Source organism: Candidatus Cloacimonadota bacterium (assembly GCA_021734245.1).
In the GTDB taxonomy this organism is placed as follows: domain Bacteria; phylum Cloacimonadota; class Cloacimonadia; order Cloacimonadales; family TCS61; genus B137-G9.
The window spans coordinates 1-15853 of record JAIPJH010000075.1; the positions used below are offsets into that span (position 1 = coordinate 1).

Annotated in this window: 13 protein-coding genes; 2 read left to right on the plus strand and 11 right to left on the minus strand. The window is 36.4% G+C overall.

Features of this window, described 5'->3' with window-relative positions:
- Nucleotides 1-193: 193 nt before the first annotated feature.
- From K9N40_10485 to K9N40_10535, 11 genes are all read right to left on the minus strand, one after another.
- On the minus strand, nucleotides 194-526 hold the full coding sequence (locus tag K9N40_10485; GenBank protein ID MCF7814894.1) for a hypothetical protein: 333 nt from the start codon (nucleotides 524-526) through the stop codon (nucleotides 194-196).
- An 11-nt stretch (nucleotides 527-537) separates the two neighbouring features.
- Nucleotides 538-774 (minus strand): DUF4405 domain-containing protein, encoded by a 237-nt coding sequence (locus tag K9N40_10490; GenBank protein ID MCF7814895.1) that lies wholly within the window; start codon nucleotides 772-774, stop codon nucleotides 538-540.
- A gap of 115 nt (nucleotides 775-889) precedes the next feature.
- Nucleotides 890-1390, minus strand: coding sequence for a cohesin domain-containing protein (locus tag K9N40_10495; GenBank protein ID MCF7814896.1), 501 nt, complete (start codon nucleotides 1388-1390; stop codon nucleotides 890-892).
- 10 nt (nucleotides 1391-1400) lie between these two features.
- The gene (locus tag K9N40_10500) at nucleotides 1401-3797 is read right to left on the minus strand and encodes a T9SS type A sorting domain-containing protein (GenBank protein MCF7814897.1); all 2397 of its coding nucleotides are present in this window, start codon (nucleotides 3795-3797) and stop codon (nucleotides 1401-1403) included.
- A 9-nt stretch (nucleotides 3798-3806) separates the two neighbouring features.
- A complete protein-coding gene (locus tag K9N40_10505) occupies nucleotides 3807-6083 on the minus strand; it encodes a hypothetical protein (GenBank protein ID MCF7814898.1) in 2277 nt (758 codons plus the stop codon).
- A gap of 150 nt (nucleotides 6084-6233) precedes the next feature.
- Nucleotides 6234-8600 (minus strand): signal peptide peptidase SppA, encoded by a 2367-nt coding sequence (gene sppA, locus K9N40_10510; GenBank protein ID MCF7814899.1) that lies wholly within the window; start codon nucleotides 8598-8600, stop codon nucleotides 6234-6236.
- 17 nt (nucleotides 8601-8617) lie between these two features.
- Complete coding sequence (locus tag K9N40_10515; protein MCF7814900.1) at nucleotides 8618-10045, minus strand: hypothetical protein; 1428 nt, start codon at nucleotides 10043-10045, stop codon at nucleotides 8618-8620.
- 9 nt (nucleotides 10046-10054) lie between these two features.
- Nucleotides 10055-10297, minus strand: a complete 243-nt coding sequence (locus K9N40_10520; protein MCF7814901.1) for a hypothetical protein — start codon at nucleotides 10295-10297, stop codon at nucleotides 10055-10057.
- A gap of 33 nt (nucleotides 10298-10330) precedes the next feature.
- The gene (locus tag K9N40_10525; protein ID MCF7814902.1) at nucleotides 10331-10906 is read right to left on the minus strand and encodes a hypothetical protein; all 576 of its coding nucleotides are present in this window, start codon (nucleotides 10904-10906) and stop codon (nucleotides 10331-10333) included.
- Entirely contained in the window at nucleotides 10893-11744 is an 852-nt protein-coding gene (locus tag K9N40_10530; GenBank protein ID MCF7814903.1) for an ABC transporter ATP-binding protein, read from the minus strand. The genes K9N40_10525 and K9N40_10530 overlap by 14 nt, the downstream gene beginning before the upstream one ends.
- Nucleotides 11741-12115: a GntR family transcriptional regulator gene (locus K9N40_10535; protein ID MCF7814904.1), complete on the minus strand. Its 375-nt coding sequence runs from the start codon at nucleotides 12113-12115 to the stop codon at nucleotides 11741-11743. The genes K9N40_10530 and K9N40_10535 overlap by 4 nt, the downstream gene beginning before the upstream one ends.
- A 1108-nt stretch (nucleotides 12116-13223) precedes the next feature.
- Between K9N40_10535 and K9N40_10540 the strand changes: the two genes are divergently transcribed.
- Complete coding sequence (locus K9N40_10540) at nucleotides 13224-14267, plus strand: site-specific integrase (protein MCF7814905.1); 1044 nt, start codon at nucleotides 13224-13226, stop codon at nucleotides 14265-14267.
- Between the two features lie 420 nt (nucleotides 14268-14687).
- On the plus strand, nucleotides 14688-15752 hold the full coding sequence (locus K9N40_10545; GenBank protein MCF7814906.1) for a site-specific integrase: 1065 nt from the start codon (nucleotides 14688-14690) through the stop codon (nucleotides 15750-15752).
- Nucleotides 15753-15853 lie beyond the last annotated feature (101 nt).

Sequence of the window (15853 nt, forward strand, 5' to 3'; positions counted from 1 at the left end):
ATAGTCGTGGTGTGGATAGTGTACACTTTAGATAAATTTCAGACTTATCCACGATTTGACACTATTTTTCACTTATGTTTTTCTATTCTCGCTTTATGAAAATGTTTCATAACTTTTCATAAAACATGTTACACTACCAAAAACCACCCAAAGAGAATATCTCAAATTGGGTGATTAGAATTGAAAGACATTATTAAATTTCGATCTCTGCAGATTTTTTTCCCGTTTTATTGCAGTTTGTACGAACTTTTATCTCATCTCCTGCTTTTGCATCGATGATCTTATACAATACAGAACCACCTTCAGAATTATCCTGCGTTTCCATTTTCTGTTCAATTATCTCATCACCATTCATGTAAACAATTATCTCATAAACAAAATGTTTATCTGCATCTTTAACTTCATGAACATAATTTACAGTTAAAATGGATGTTTCCTGATCGAAAGTCAGTTCAATATCTGATGCTGGATGTGCAATTAGAAAAGCACTGGATAAGATTAATACAATTAAAATAAAAAACTTCATTTTCCCCCCTGTTATTTTTTTTTCTTTTTTTTAAAATACATCATTTTAACCCAATTGAAATTGAGAATAAAATGAAATATAGCAATAATAATAAAGATAATCCCCGACCATCCATGCAACCCATATAAAAATTCACTGCCTTGAATTTCTGATGGAATGTAGCGATACAGGATCAAAGATACTGCAGCAGTTAGAAAAGCTAACAATAAGAAAATATTCAAAATTTTCAATGCTTTTTGTTTGTTCATTATCACCCCTTTATCCGAATTTCTTTAATAATGCTTCATAACATCAAATTCAAATTTATGTCAAATAAAAAAAAGCCCTGCAAGATTTTGCAGGGCATTATCTACACTCATAATATCATTCAATTGTAATTGAACAATTTTCTATTTGGACATTATCGAAGCCACTTATCGGATTGGCATTTTCATCCATCATATTAAGATTTTCAATTATAAAATCAACATTACCAATTTGAATTGCTTCAATAGAAAAACCACACAAAACACCAAATCCAGAGACTCCATCATAATCATCGGTTTGCTCCAAACCAATTGAAATACTGTAAACACCTTCATCTAATTGCGTAAAGGAAATCACTTCATCATTCCAAATACTCCCTTCAGAAAAGCTGTCGTTATCTATTTGCAGTAAATCAGAATCGTAAGTCAATTCAAACGTTGCCACAAAAAGATCTAGAACACCCTCGACAGCTATTTCCAGCAAAACTTCTTCACCAATAGCAATTTGAGAGGTTTGAGGAATAATGGATAAAACTAACTCATCTTTTGGTTCATTCGGATCATCAGAACATGATATCAACAGAGTTGCTAAAGCTAAGATCATTAATATTTTTTTCATTTTGAACTCCTTATTTCAGCAATAGCATCTTGCAAGTAGCTATTTTTTGTGAACTTAACTTAAGCTGGTAGAAATAAATTCCACTTGGGACTAAATGGTCACTTGAATTTTTACCATTCCAGACATATTCATGAAACCCTTTATTTAGATTGCTTTCGAGTAATTTTTTTACTAATTGTCCTTTCGAATTGAAAATCAGTAATTCAGCTTCACCAGCTTCCAGCAATTCAAAAGAAATTGTCGTATCGGGATTGAAGGGATTTGGATAATTTTGATACAATATGCTCGAGTTTGGTAAATTTGCTGCTGGAAAATTAAATTCTTCCGCAATTCTATTTTTCAGCATTGATTCAATGCCTGAATCATCCAAATTATTGTAGAGTTGATAAAATTGATCTTCAAATGCATTTATATCGGGATAATTCCAATTTGTGGTCATAACATCATGGGAATAATTCCAATTCAAACAAATAGCAGCTACATCAGAAATATTAACTTGTCCATCACCATTGCAATCTGCGAAAGCTGCATATTCTATCCAGTCAGTTGGATAATCCCAACTTTGCCAAACGTATGATAAGCTGTCTCGAGCAGTACCTGTTTCATTCCAGTAAAGTCCAATCGGAATGATATCATCCGCGTCTACAAAACCATCATTATTACAATCTCCAGGCCAAACATCATAAAGATTTCCCATTATATCTACATATTTTGCATAACTTTCCAGATAAACATCATCAAATAAACAACCAATTTTGAATTTGTATTCAAAGCTACTTTCTAAACCGGAAATAATATACTCATTCAAACTTGGATCAGCAACTTCATTTTGCCAGGTAGAAGCAGGAGCATCTGCTTTTTTATAATAAATTTGAAATTCATCAGGTTCCGTCAGCATCAACCAATGTAATATCGCAGAATCAGTATTGAAAATTGGTTCGACTGAACTTAAATAAGGAATGCTAGGTAAATCTGAAATTAATGAATAATCAAATCCGCTTGCTAAAAAATCTTCTGCAAGTTGTACTTTATTCTGCAAACCTGCTAATTCGCTATCTAAGGTTATCAAAGTATAAAAGACAAAACTTTCTCCTGGTGGGATATTTAATGTAGCCGGACTTGGATTACTAAAAGCTTGTTGATCGCCAAAAATTGCATAAAGGAATCTTGTATCATCAGGATTCCCTATCTGAGAATTGGGTTCATCTCGCAAAGAAATGTACTTACTTGAATTAGGATTACGCCCTGTCATAAGCCAGTATTTTTCATTCGATGTAACTCCTGAAGGACATACATTTAAAGGATTACCGTCATCAGGGCCATCTCCTCTATTCCAATACCAACAATCATGTTCATAATTTGCCGAATTTAAGATTTTAAGCGCAATATTGCCCGGAGCAAACCCATTATCACCATCTTCATCATAAGAATAAGCAAATTCATTCCCTGAACCTGCTAAATACGTACTAATATCATCCAATGAATCATAGCCAATATCTGCATCAACCATATATCCAACAGAACAGTCGAAAAGTGTATCAATTTGAGATGTATTGTAAAGTGTGTTTTTAATGATAAGCATATCTGCATAAAATTGCACGGGCCAGGTATAAATTTCCTGTGCAACAGCTACATTTAATTGTTCATAATCTCCATGATTGTTACCAGAAGAAGATCCTCCCCAATCTCTTTCACCTTCCGTCCCAAATGGACTGTAATCATAGAAATAAGAGACCGCAGTAACAAATCCGGGATAACTGCAGTCTTCATCTAAAATTCCATCTAAATCATCATCGTATGGTTCAGTAAATAGGTATTCACCACTGGGATCGTTAAAGTCAAAAGGACTGCCAAGATCATCTTCATCTACAAGTCCATCACCATCATCATCGAAATCTGGTGCATTTCCTACTTTTTTCGCTATGATATCATAAGGAGAATTTTCAAAATATTGCATTCCAAGATCGTCAGCTTCCAATGGATTATAAGCTGGTAAAAATTCAAACAAATGCGCATCACCATCAAAACCAACTGTTGTTAATGTATCTACTACAAGCTGCATATCAGGAGTCCAAGTGGGATCACTGGCAGGAATGCAATCATCCCAACTAGTTGGTTCTTCTTCAATCCAATAAAGCTTTTCTCCAAGTTCATTTCTTCTTATTCTTTTGGCTCCAAACCACAAACCTGCCTGGTATAAATAATCAGCTTCGCTTCCAGATGGCCATTTCAAGCCATAGCTATTATCGAGTTTGCCCATATAACCATAATTTGTTACATTTACTTTGATCTGTCCACTTTCAAAAATCTGCTCAACTGACAATTCTCTGGAATCTGGTAAATCTAATGGTCTGGCAGATAAGATTGAAAAGCAAACAAGTATGAATACAATAAATATTTTTTTCATCTTCTCCTCCTACATTCCCAATTCGGTTAGAATTTCATTCATTAATGCTGTAACTTGATCTTGCTGCATATACGATAGCGGGAAGCTAAAAATGTAACAATTACAATCATTTACGCTTCGTTTAAGAGCAACCGGCTGCTGAACAAGAAAATCATAATCGTCCTGAGTTGGCCAGCCAGGTTCATTACTTGGTGATGCACAACCATAACGATACATTATAGTTACATCATTTGCCAAGTAATCCTCATTAAAATAAGAAACAGGCCCTAAACCGTGACAGGGATTAAATATTTCAACATTAACTATTGGATTAAAACTGGGATATTCAAGATCGATTTGTTGCAAATATCCATTAGTTGTTTCTGGTAACGCACTAACAAAAAAAGTGTTTTGCGTATAACTAGATTGTCCTTGATCGTTGGCAAAAATATTAATTGCATTTTCATCAAGCTCAATTCCAAAATAATCTTGCAAAAAAGTAAAATCCGTTTGAATAAAACTGTAATTTGCATTATACAAATTTTGAGCCGAACTAACCAGAATGTTTCCACCGTTTTTCAAATACAGGTTCAGAACATCATATTCACTTGCTAATTTATTACCTTCTATCGGATTATCAGAATGATAAACAATCAATTTGTAATTCTGCAAATCTGTTGGCGAGAATACATCTTTTCCCCAATGAAGAACAGAATTCCAGAAACCATAATCAACTAATTCCTGCCTGTCTAATGCCTCTATATTACCTGAATAATTTGCAAAAATATCCAGGTAAAATAGATCTATAAGATCATCAGGTGAGCCACCGTTATTGGGCGAATCATCCAAAATTAAAATTCCTTCTCTGTCATTTAAAGAAACCGGAGCATGTAAATTAAAAGTGTATTCCGAAGGTGTTTGATCTCCATTCATTGCCATATCTACTGCGCGAACGGTAAGAGTATGTTCACCATAATCCAGATTTTCTAAAATGAAATTTTGACTCAACTCATTTTCAATTGGAATCCGTAACCATTCCAAGCCGTTGTTATCTATAATATTATATTCATCAGCAGGAAGTTCAGGATGAATAAATGCCTGATCATCCAATCTAATATCAAAAAAAACAATTTGAGAAAAATAATTTATACCAGTAGTTTCATCTATAACGATTCCTAAGTATTTATTTCCAGCATAATTACCTATAAATTCACCTTTATACCCCACATGAATAAAATATTGAAAATCATCACTTCCGATCATGGCATAATTGCCTTCTGAATCGATCCAAGTTGGAGTAGCATAACAAATTTCATTATCAATCAATTTTGATGGTAATATTCCACCCAAAGCCGGATCGATATAAGTTACATAATGATTTTCTCCCAAAGCATAACAATCGTTTGAACAATCTGTATAATTCTGTATTATTCCATTATAAATTAACGTATTAGGATAAAGTCCTTCTTGAACTTTGAAATTCATTTTCGCTGGGTTATCGATATCTTCATAGCCGCTTCGAGTTACAATATACGCTTCAAACTGAGTTAGTTCTCCATCTTCATTTGGAGTTAGTGCATTCCCTGTAGCAGTTGTCATTTCAACTTCTCTAATATCTTCACAATCAATGGAATTATACCAGGTGCCTTCTTCCAGAATTGTACTATCGGCTTCTGCAATAATATTGATCCTGTACATAAAATGATCTGCATAAAGTCCTTCCACAAAGATATCGGAAATTTTTTCATTCATTATAAAGATCGTTCCGGTTGAAATTGTCATGCCATCAATATCTCCGGCAACTGTTGATAAAACAGTACCAATTTCTCTGTAATTAAAAAAACTGGTAGAAATCGGGTCACTTTCAAATTCATTTAAGAGATATTTAACTTCTATCTGGCTGATTATATGAGAAAGTTCACCAACATGTGATTCAAAGGTGTATTCAAAAGAATTATCGAAAGTCCAGATCGACCTTTCTGCCAAAGGAGATGATAATGGAATTGTTTGATCAGCTCCTGGTAAATAGTGATATATCCAACCTTCATTATCAGTCAAAATATCATCGGGCAGCTCATTATTCGTTGTATTAATTCTAACTGCAAACTTTGGATTTCCTTCTTCCAGATATTCCCAGTAGATGCATTGAGTATAAAAATATTCAATACTGTTTTCAATTTCGATTTTTTCACCTGTAAAATCTGTAAATGCGAAATTTTCGTTTTCAATAGAATTTGAATTTTGATGTTTACTACAAGATAATAAGAGTAAAATGATAATAATAAAATAACCGATCTGGAGCTTCATGGTTCCTCCTTTTTTACTTCAAGACAAACAATTAACTTAAAAGCAAATACGAAATTGTGAAAAAGTTTTAAACTTGTCAAACATAAAAAAAGCCCTGCAAGATTTTGCAGGGCATTATCCTTGGGGGAGGATTTGCTTTTCAGCAATTATCTATTTGAATTTCGGCATATAAGGTAAGATCATTTGAACTCGATCTTTCTCTGTTACATTCAACTTATCTGCCAATTCCAAAACTGTCATAACTTCTTCCGGCAAGATGGTAGATGCATCGATGGGAACAGTGAATCCGCGCATGCCGTCAAGCTCGGCATATTTTACCAGGTTAAGTTCATTTCTGGTATTCAGCATTGTTTTCATCTCTTCGATTGCCACATCCATGCCGCCTAATTTATCTACAAGTCCTCTTTCCAGAGCCTGTTTGCCAGTCCAAACTCTGCCTTGAGCTACATTATTAACATCACGTACCGTCATGTTTCTGCCTTCAGCCACAGATTCGACAAAACGATTATAAAAATGATGGATCATATCATTACCAAATTGCATTTCTTCATCGGTTGGATAACGGTGAAGTGCTTGAAAATCGGAATATTCACCGATCTTAACTGTATCCCAGTTGATCAGAATCTTTTCATAAAGTCTTTCCATAATTGGAACCATTCCCACAACCCCGATAGAACCGGTAATCGTGCTGGGCTGGCAGATTATTTTATCGGCATACATGCTGATGTAATAACCACCGCTGGCTGCTGCGCCACCCATGGAAACTATGAACGGCTTTTTGTTTTTGCCGGTTGTACAGAGTTTTATCTCACGAGCTATAACATCGGAAGCCAGAGCCGAACCGCCACCACTATCCACACGCAGAATTATTCCTTTTACAGATTTATCTTTACGGGCAGCTTTGATCATTTTTACCAGACTTACCGAACCAATGGAATTTCCAGTTCTGCCTTTTCCGGAATGGATATTTCCCACAGCATAGATCACTGCTACTTTGGAACTAAAACCATCACTCCAGTCGTAACGATATTTGTTGTAAGAATATTTTCTATCGATTTTGGGTGCTTCATAGAGTTCTTTTAGTTTGTCGCTGAGTTCATCTTCGAAAACCAGCTCATCGACCAAACCATATTCTACAGCTTCTTCCGGCAGCCAGATCGGTTTTTCATCGATCAGTTCTCGAAGGCTCATGGTAAGTTTGTCACCTCTGCCCTCTTCGATCATCATTTCTACTTCAGTGAAGATGCCTTCCAGCAGTGTTTCATAACTTTCACGTTCAGCCTCGGTCATTTCTGTTTCGGAGAACATATTTGCAGCAGTTTTATAATCGTGACTTCTCAGATTAATTACATCTATTCCTAAAGTATCCAAGAGTCCTTTTACGTATGGCAGAGAAGCTGCAATCCCTTTGAATTCGACCATTCCTGCCGGGTTCAAATAAATCTGATCGGCTACAGAAGCAGCGAAAGCATAATTCGACCCGCCAACAGCTTCATAATAGAATACAACTTTCTTTCCTGCAGCTTTGAATTCTTTGATGCAGTCGATAAGTTCCTGACGGATAGCCAGTGATGAAGAGAAGTTTTGATTTATGAGTACAATTCCCTGTACATCGTCATCATTCTTAATTTTATTTATCTCTCGAATTACCCGTGATGTTGTTTTTCCTGAACTCATGATGAAGCTGAAAGGACCGAAAGCAGACACTTTTTTCACATCGCGAACTTCGCTGCCAAAATTATATTTTACGAATGAATTCTTTTTGAAATCGAATATACTGCGAAAATTCTTTTCGGAAAAACTAACGTAATATTGACCGTTCTTGAATTCATTATCTTCATCTGCCCGAGCAAAGCTTCCAACTGCCAGGTTATCGAGAGCAACACCAAAATTGATGCCGAAAGTTTCCATTTCCATATCATACGTTCCGCCAATGCGAATTCCATCGATGAGCTCGGTTTGAACGCCAAGAACCGGTTTTGACCATTCTTCATCTCGATAAGAAGTATCGGCACTGAAAGTGAGCCTTTGCACAATATCTGTGCCAAATTCCAGGGGGCGCAGAGCTGCACCCAATTCGTAATAACTGCTTTCCCGGAAAAGATTATATGCAATAGCTGCCACAGAAAAATTATCAGCAGGACGGAACAAAATCGATTCACTCAAACTTCCGTCTTTAAACTTCTTGTTTTTCCAATCCCAGGCTGTTCCCAGATAAATGTTGTTGGTAAGTTTGGCGTGTCCGCTGGCAAACAGCAAACGATGATAATTGTTGCCGCCCACCCTGTCTAACACATAACCAAAATTATCTGCTCCGAAAAAAACGGAATAGAAATCTTCGTAAACACCATCTTTGTCGTAATTTCCCAGAAAAGAAATTCCATTTGAATTTCCAAAACCAACTGCGGCAGGATTAACCTTGAGAGCCATGAAATCGTCTGTTCCGGCTATAGAAGATTGTGCCTGCAATCCTAACACTATCGCTAAAATTGTGATGATAAAACTTAATTTTTTCATTTTTCCCCTCCTTTAGTTTATTTTAATTTTTTAAAGTTTATACTGGCATTGGAAGTGCTGGCTGTAAGTTTGTGGACGCCTTTTCCCAATCTGCCTTCAAATTTCGATTTTGTCATCAGCTCGGAGCTGAATTTGAGAGACTGAACATTTATACTGGAATTGGAGGTTGTGGCATAAACTTCGGCATTCACCTTTGGTGACAGAAATACATTGATGCTGCCATTACTGGTAGAGAGCAGAAGATCATTATTTATTTCCTCGATTTCAGCTTTGATCGAACCATTGCTGGTTATTACATTTTTCAGGTAAGGAACTTTCTCCACTTCTATTCTGCCGTTGCTGGTTGTCACATTCACTTTGCCCGTAATATTTTCTACTTCGATGCTGCCGTTACTGGTAAAAGCCTCGATAGAACCTTCCAGATTTTCCACTTCCACAGAACCATTGGAAGAACGTAAACTAAGATCGCCACTGGCATTTTCAATTTCAATCGAGCCGTTTGTGGTTTCAACTGTTCCCAATTTTAAAAACTTAGGGATCTTGATCTCAAATTCGCAATTTGCTGCCACTTTCTTCGTCTGCGGAATTGTATTGATCTGCCAGTTTTTATCATCATTTATTTCAACTTTCAGATCATCAAGTTTATCTTCACCTTTCCAGCTTTTGATAACTGCTTTCAGTTCCACATAATCCTGATCCCAGCTTTCGATCGTTACAGAACCATTCAAGTTGAAAACATCCAGAATGTCGCCTTTTCGGGGATTGAAGGTTTCGTTGACCTCACTTCTGGCAAAATCATCGCCTTCGCTCCAATCAACATTCACAATGCTGTTCTCTTCATTCACGAAATGTTTTACAATTTTTTCGGGAGAATCTCCAATTACCGATAACGACCCTCTTACTATCAGTCTTACAAAGCCACCCAGGAGCTGTCCCCAGAAACCGGTGAGATTTGTGTTGTCTTCGCCTTCAACCAGGATTCCCTGGCTGCTGATGGAAACTTTCTCATCATCGCTGTTCACGAAAACACCTTCGGAATTCACGATTACAGATTCATCACTATCCTGATCAAATATCATCAGTTCACCATTTTCAAATTTGAAGATCTCACCATCATCGGTTTCTATATTCAGTTTATCTTTGTTGAACCAGCAGTAAACGCCATCCTTTTCGATGATATAAGCTTTTTGCATGGGAAGATAAACTTCTACTTTGGAACCGAGTGGAGATGAAATAAAAATATTCTTACCATCATTTTCTACTACTACATTTTTATCGGAATATTTAATTTCCACATCATTTCGCTCTTCAAATTCCAGAGTTTTCAATTTCACATTATCAAAATTCAGATGAACTTCATCATCCACAATATTCACGTTTTTAGAAATAGCCATCAGGATAACACTGATTATCATCAGAGAAACTACTAATATTACCTTTCTCATCATTTCCTCCTATTTAACTTCTTTGCTGTTGTAAATAAGCGTGGCAGCTGCAAACAAAGCCCCACTTACTACTACCTGAAGAAAAGATTTCCAGTTAAAGATCAACATTCTCCAGGTTTCGGCAACGAACATTCCATAGTTGATCGTTGTCGGATCACCTTCAATATTCATCTGATTATTCAAACTAACCAGATCCACAAGATATTTGAGTGGTAATGGCAAATTCCATCCCATAAGTACATTCAAAATCATGAACAGGAATTGAACTCCCAAAAGTATTCCCACTCATGTAAAAAATGCTTTATCCTTGAAAATCGAAGACAGGAAAAATGTAATACTACCGATAAGTAAAGTAATTTTTGCAAAATACAGGAACGAAACCAGCATTCCATTCAAACTGGCAATCAAAGAAAACTGCCCCAGAAATGCCAGGATGATATTGGCGATCAGGTAATTAAAGATGACAATTGCCAGTAATACAACCCAGTTTCCACCAATTGTTACCGTGTATTTGGAAAGTGATCTGAGCCAGTAACTTACAGGTTGAGAGCGATGGAACAATTCGCAATTTCTCTTTAGATCGTCGTTCAAAGCACTTTGAGTTAATGTGATGGTGAACAGCAAAGCTACAAAACCGGGCAGACTGACCATTACCATATTTATCATGTAAATGAGAGTTGGAATTTCCATATCATCCTGCATGAATTCCAAACCGGAAATGTTCAGGTCACCTCTAAAATAACCAACAGCCATCGATAGCAAAATAAGTGCGTAAAATGCCAGCGTGATCCAGAAAGGTACAAACAATGTTTTCTTACAGATGAAATAGTCTTTTATCATTAATGCTTTAAATTTTTTCATTTGATCCTCCTACTTTTTCCAGAAACAGATCGGATAAGGTTGGCTTAGAAATCTGGGCATCTGCGATCTTGATATTGCTGGGAAGGATAGCACTGTGATGTCCCAGCGTTTTGGTGATCAATCTTGGCTTGTGTTCTTGTAATAACTCTAATTTATCGGATGTAACTGTGAAGATAGAATATTCCTTTTTCAGTTCTTCGATATTTTCGTACAGAATGATCTCGCCGTCGTCGATGAATATGATGTCCTGCAGGATCTGTTCTACTTCTTCCACTTGATGCGTGGAAATGATTATCGTTTTGTTTTCGTCATAAAATTCGCCCAGGATCGTGTTGAAAAATTCCTTCCTGAAAACGATATCCAAGCCTAAAGTCGGCTCATCCAGCAGCAGCACCTGAACATCCAGAGAGAGCGTGATCAGCAGATAAAGTTTTGTTTTCATTCCTTTGGAAAGTGATGAAACTTTCTTATCTATTGGAAGATCACTTTTGGCCAGAAGATCAGTGGCTTTTTCCTGATTCCAGCTCTGGTTCAAAGCGGCTACATAATCGATGGTCTGCTTCACTGTAAGTTTATCGTCCAGGCAGCTTACGTCGGGAATGAACGCAATGTGATCGTGAATGGATTCTTTCAGTTCCGAAAGAGTTTTGCCCATTATATTCACATTTCCCTTGAATTTGAGAAAACCCAGCAGGCAACGCATCAGAGTTGATTTTCCTGCTCCGTTCTTGCCCAGCAGTCCGATAATTCTGCCTTCCGGAATTGAAAGCGTTACATTATCCAGAGCTTTCAGCTTTCCATAAAATTTGGTTAAATTGTGGGTTTCGATGAGATTCATTTGTTTCCTCCTTGCTCATAAACACTGGCGATAGATTCGATCAATTCTTGTTTGGTAATTCCCAGTGATTTACTTTTGTGTACCAGTTTTATCAGGTCGTCGTTGCGAAATTCCTGATTTTTCTTCTTGGTCAGTTTGGCTTTTGCTCCTTTTTCCACGAACATACCGATTCCTCTTTTTTTGAAGATCACTCCTTCATTCATGAGTTCACTTACAGCATTGGATACAGTTTGCGGATTCAGCCTGTATTGAGCTGCCAGCGAACGGATGGATGGTATCGGTTCTTCCTCTTTGAGGGAATTGGTAATAATGGCGTTTTCGATCTCTTCCTTGATCTGCAAGTAGATCGGAACACTGTCATCAAACTTCATATTACCTCCTCACTGTTTTAGTGTCTGGGGCAACTGGTACACTGGTGGGTTAATACGTCAAGACATTTTTTATTTTTTGTTTGTTTTGGGAAGGTCGGGATTGCTGTAGATGGTTATTTTAAAAGGGCTTGACTTGAATAATTATTTTTTTGCTTTTCAGGATTTAATTTCGGATTCGATTTGATAATGAGAAAAAACTGCCACAAAGATGCACAATGAAGAACCTTGAAAAGGTTTATAAGAAAGTAACCTCTTCGTAAACTTTTTCAAGGTTCGGCAAAATAATCCCAGACAGGGCGAGATTTAAAAACTTCGGAATGTTATCGATTTATTGTTATCTTCCGAATGTTGTATTTCTTCCAATATTTTTTTTCCAACTTATCTCAAGATTCTGCGGACCTAAGGCAAGTTTGAGAAGCTTGTCACATGCTGCAAGTTATGTGATAAGCTGGCTAATCTCGCCTTGTAATTCATTCACGAGTCAAGTCTGAGATCTTTTTCATCCTGAAGTCCAGTCTAAAAACTTTTATAGCCTTATTCCTTGCGAATGGTTAATTCAAAAAAAACAAAATTGGTGCAATCGTTTCGATTGAGCATAAAGTTTTTGCTGATCATCTTCGATCAATCTTAATCATAATTTTCGAGACGAAAAGAATAAACACTTAGACTCCACGAGACGTGAAGTCCAACAAACAATCCGTGTTCATTCGCGGCAAAGAGATTCTTCCAGTCTTCGTCTAAAAGAAATCGCGACTACGCCTTGGCTCAGTTCCGGTGGGACAGGTCGTCAATCTTCTTAGAAAGAATTTCTCAGAATGGCGGAAACAAAAGCTGTCATCCTGTCCGTTCTCCGTAGTACTACGAAGGATGAAAGTGATCCGGCAGCTGCCGGATCGTATCGAAGGATATGGAATGATTAATGATCAATCTTTCCGACAGCAATTTCAAGAATTTTCGAAAGAAGCTGACGGAAAGAATCGAGTTCAGTTCCGTCTGGACTTGAGGAGTTGTTTTGTTCTGAATTCCAGTCTGGAATTATTTTTTCTTTTGACAAATTTTGCTCAAACTCACAAGTTCGGATTTGGATTTTGAAATCAAGGGAAATTAAATGCGGATTGAATTGAAAGAATTCACAATTAAAGAGCAAAAACGCATTGCACTTTTGTTCAAATATGATAGAGAAGTAATAGAGCTGATAAAACAGATCGAAGGCAGTAAATGGTCTGCTATTGATAAGTTCTGGCATATTCCCTACCAGGAAGAAGCATATCAAAAGCTAAATAAACAGTTTAAGGATAAACTGGAATTTGTAAAATATTCGGAAGTTCCTTCAGAATATTTTGCAGCTTTGGAAAAAGAAAATTACAACGAATCGACTTTTAAAACTTATTCAAATAATTTCAGAAAGTTTCTACAATATTATCCCAACTTGAAACCAGCTGAGATCACACCTGATCAGATTAGAAAATACATAATTCATTTAGTAGATGAAAAGAAGTGTTCTCCTTCTTACCAAAACAATGTTATCACTGCAATTCGATTCTATTACACAAAAGTATTAGGTAGAGAATTAGATGATTATTATGCTCCACGTCCTCATAGACCAAAAAGCACACCCAAAGTTTTGAACGAACAGGAAGTTGCAGCCATTTTGAAACATGTAACTGATCTACGAGATAAATGCATGATTTTCCTGGTATATTCCGCAGGATTAACTCCCAGTGAGATAATTTACCTGAAACCGGATCATGTAGATTCAAAAGCGATGAAGATCTTTATTAGCAGTGCAAAAGGAGACAAGGACAGATATGTGGTTTTAGCTGATAAATTACTTATTTTATTACGAAAATACTTCAAGCAGTATAAACCGAAAGAGTGGTTATTTGAAAGCTCTCCCGGCAAACAATATTCCAGAAGAAACTTACAAAAATCCTTCCAAACTGCCGTAAAAAAGAGCGGAATAAATAAACCAGCAACCCTAACGATATTGAAAAATTCTTTTGCTGTTCATTTAATAGAAAAAGGAGTGGATATAAGATATATTCAGCAAATTCTGGGTCACAAACAATCTAAAACTACGATGAAATATTTAAAGGTCAGCAAAAAGGATATAAAAGCAATTAGAAGTCCATTGGACAGCTTAGAAATTTGAAATGAGATATTTGAAATGAGAATTTTAACGTCTTTCTGAAGATTCTTTTAGCCTGACTTCCGACTGTGTCCGGCGATGCATTGCGAAGTTGGAAGAATCTCTTGAGATTTCGTTTAGCTTTTCACCTAAAATAGGAGATTCTTCCAACCTGTGCCAGCGTAGATCATCGAAGCCGCAAGATCAACATGAACACACCCCACGACTGAAGTCGCACCCCTCTCAAGAGGGGAATAACGTCAGAATGACGAATAAGACTGGAAGCTTGAGTAATGAAAATTATGGATACTGAAGATTACAAATTGACTCCGATTGAAAGAGATCGGTATAGGATCGAGGTTTTTGCTTTCCAATTTTACCCCTCTGTCCTTCAAAAGTCGGACATCTCCCCTCAAACAGGGGAGCAATAAGGAATTTCCTGAAATGAATAATCTGGAAACGAAAGATTACAAATTGACTCCAATTGAAAGAAATCGATATAAAATCGAAGTTAACTCCTTTGAATTCAAAAAAGAACATGCTAAAAAGATCGATGGTTGCTATTTCAGCGGACCGCAGCAATCCTGGGTGATGCCGCAAAGTGAAAAATGTTTAAAACAGTTTTTGGCATTATTTCCACATAAGAATATCAATCCTCGACAAAAAGCAATTCAAGACATGATTGATCAGCTGACAGTAAAGCGCTACAGCGAAAATACGATAACAGTTTACAGAGATCACATAATCAGGTTTTTTGATCATTTTCCTAAAACTGAGCCTTCCCAACTTAGCGATGAAAACGTAAAAGAGTATATTCTTTATCTACTAAAAACAAAGAAAATTTCACTTTCTTATCAGAAACAGGCAATAAGTGCTATAAAATTTTATTTTGAAAAAATCCTGCGGAGAGAAACTAAGAAGTATTACTTTGAAATGCCGAGAAGTGAGGAAAGAAAACTTCCAGTTGTATTAAGTAAGAGGGAAGTGAAAAAGATTCTGGATTGTACACAAAATTTGAAACATAAAACTATATTATCCACAATTTATTCGGCAGGATTAAGATTGAGTGAAGTTGTGAACTTGAAAATTGCTGATATCGACAGCGAGCGAAAACTGATCTACGTTCGAGGTGGGAAGGGTAAAAAAGACAGAATAACGATTTTAGCAGATGAGCTATTGTCATTACTTAGAAAGTATTTTAGAATCTACAAACCAAAAGTATGGTTATTCGAGAATAATTCCCATAAGCAATATTCTAAACATACTATACAAACAATATTTTACAGAGCATTGAATAATACAAATATTGACAAAAAAGCTTCGGTTCATACATTACGTCATAGCTTCGCAACCCATTTGCTGGAGCAGGGAGAAGATTTGAGGTATATACAGAAAATACTTGGTCATAAAAACGTGAAAACGACAGAGATTTACACCCATATTACAAAAACAGGAACTAGTAAAGTCATCAGTCCATTAGATGATTTGGGTTTTGACGCAGAGGAATGAAATGAATACAATAACCAAGTTAGAAAAGTTATTGTACTCATTTTAAGTGTAACTATAGATGGTTATGTACTCAAGATTAATTGGCGTGAGTACGAATGTTA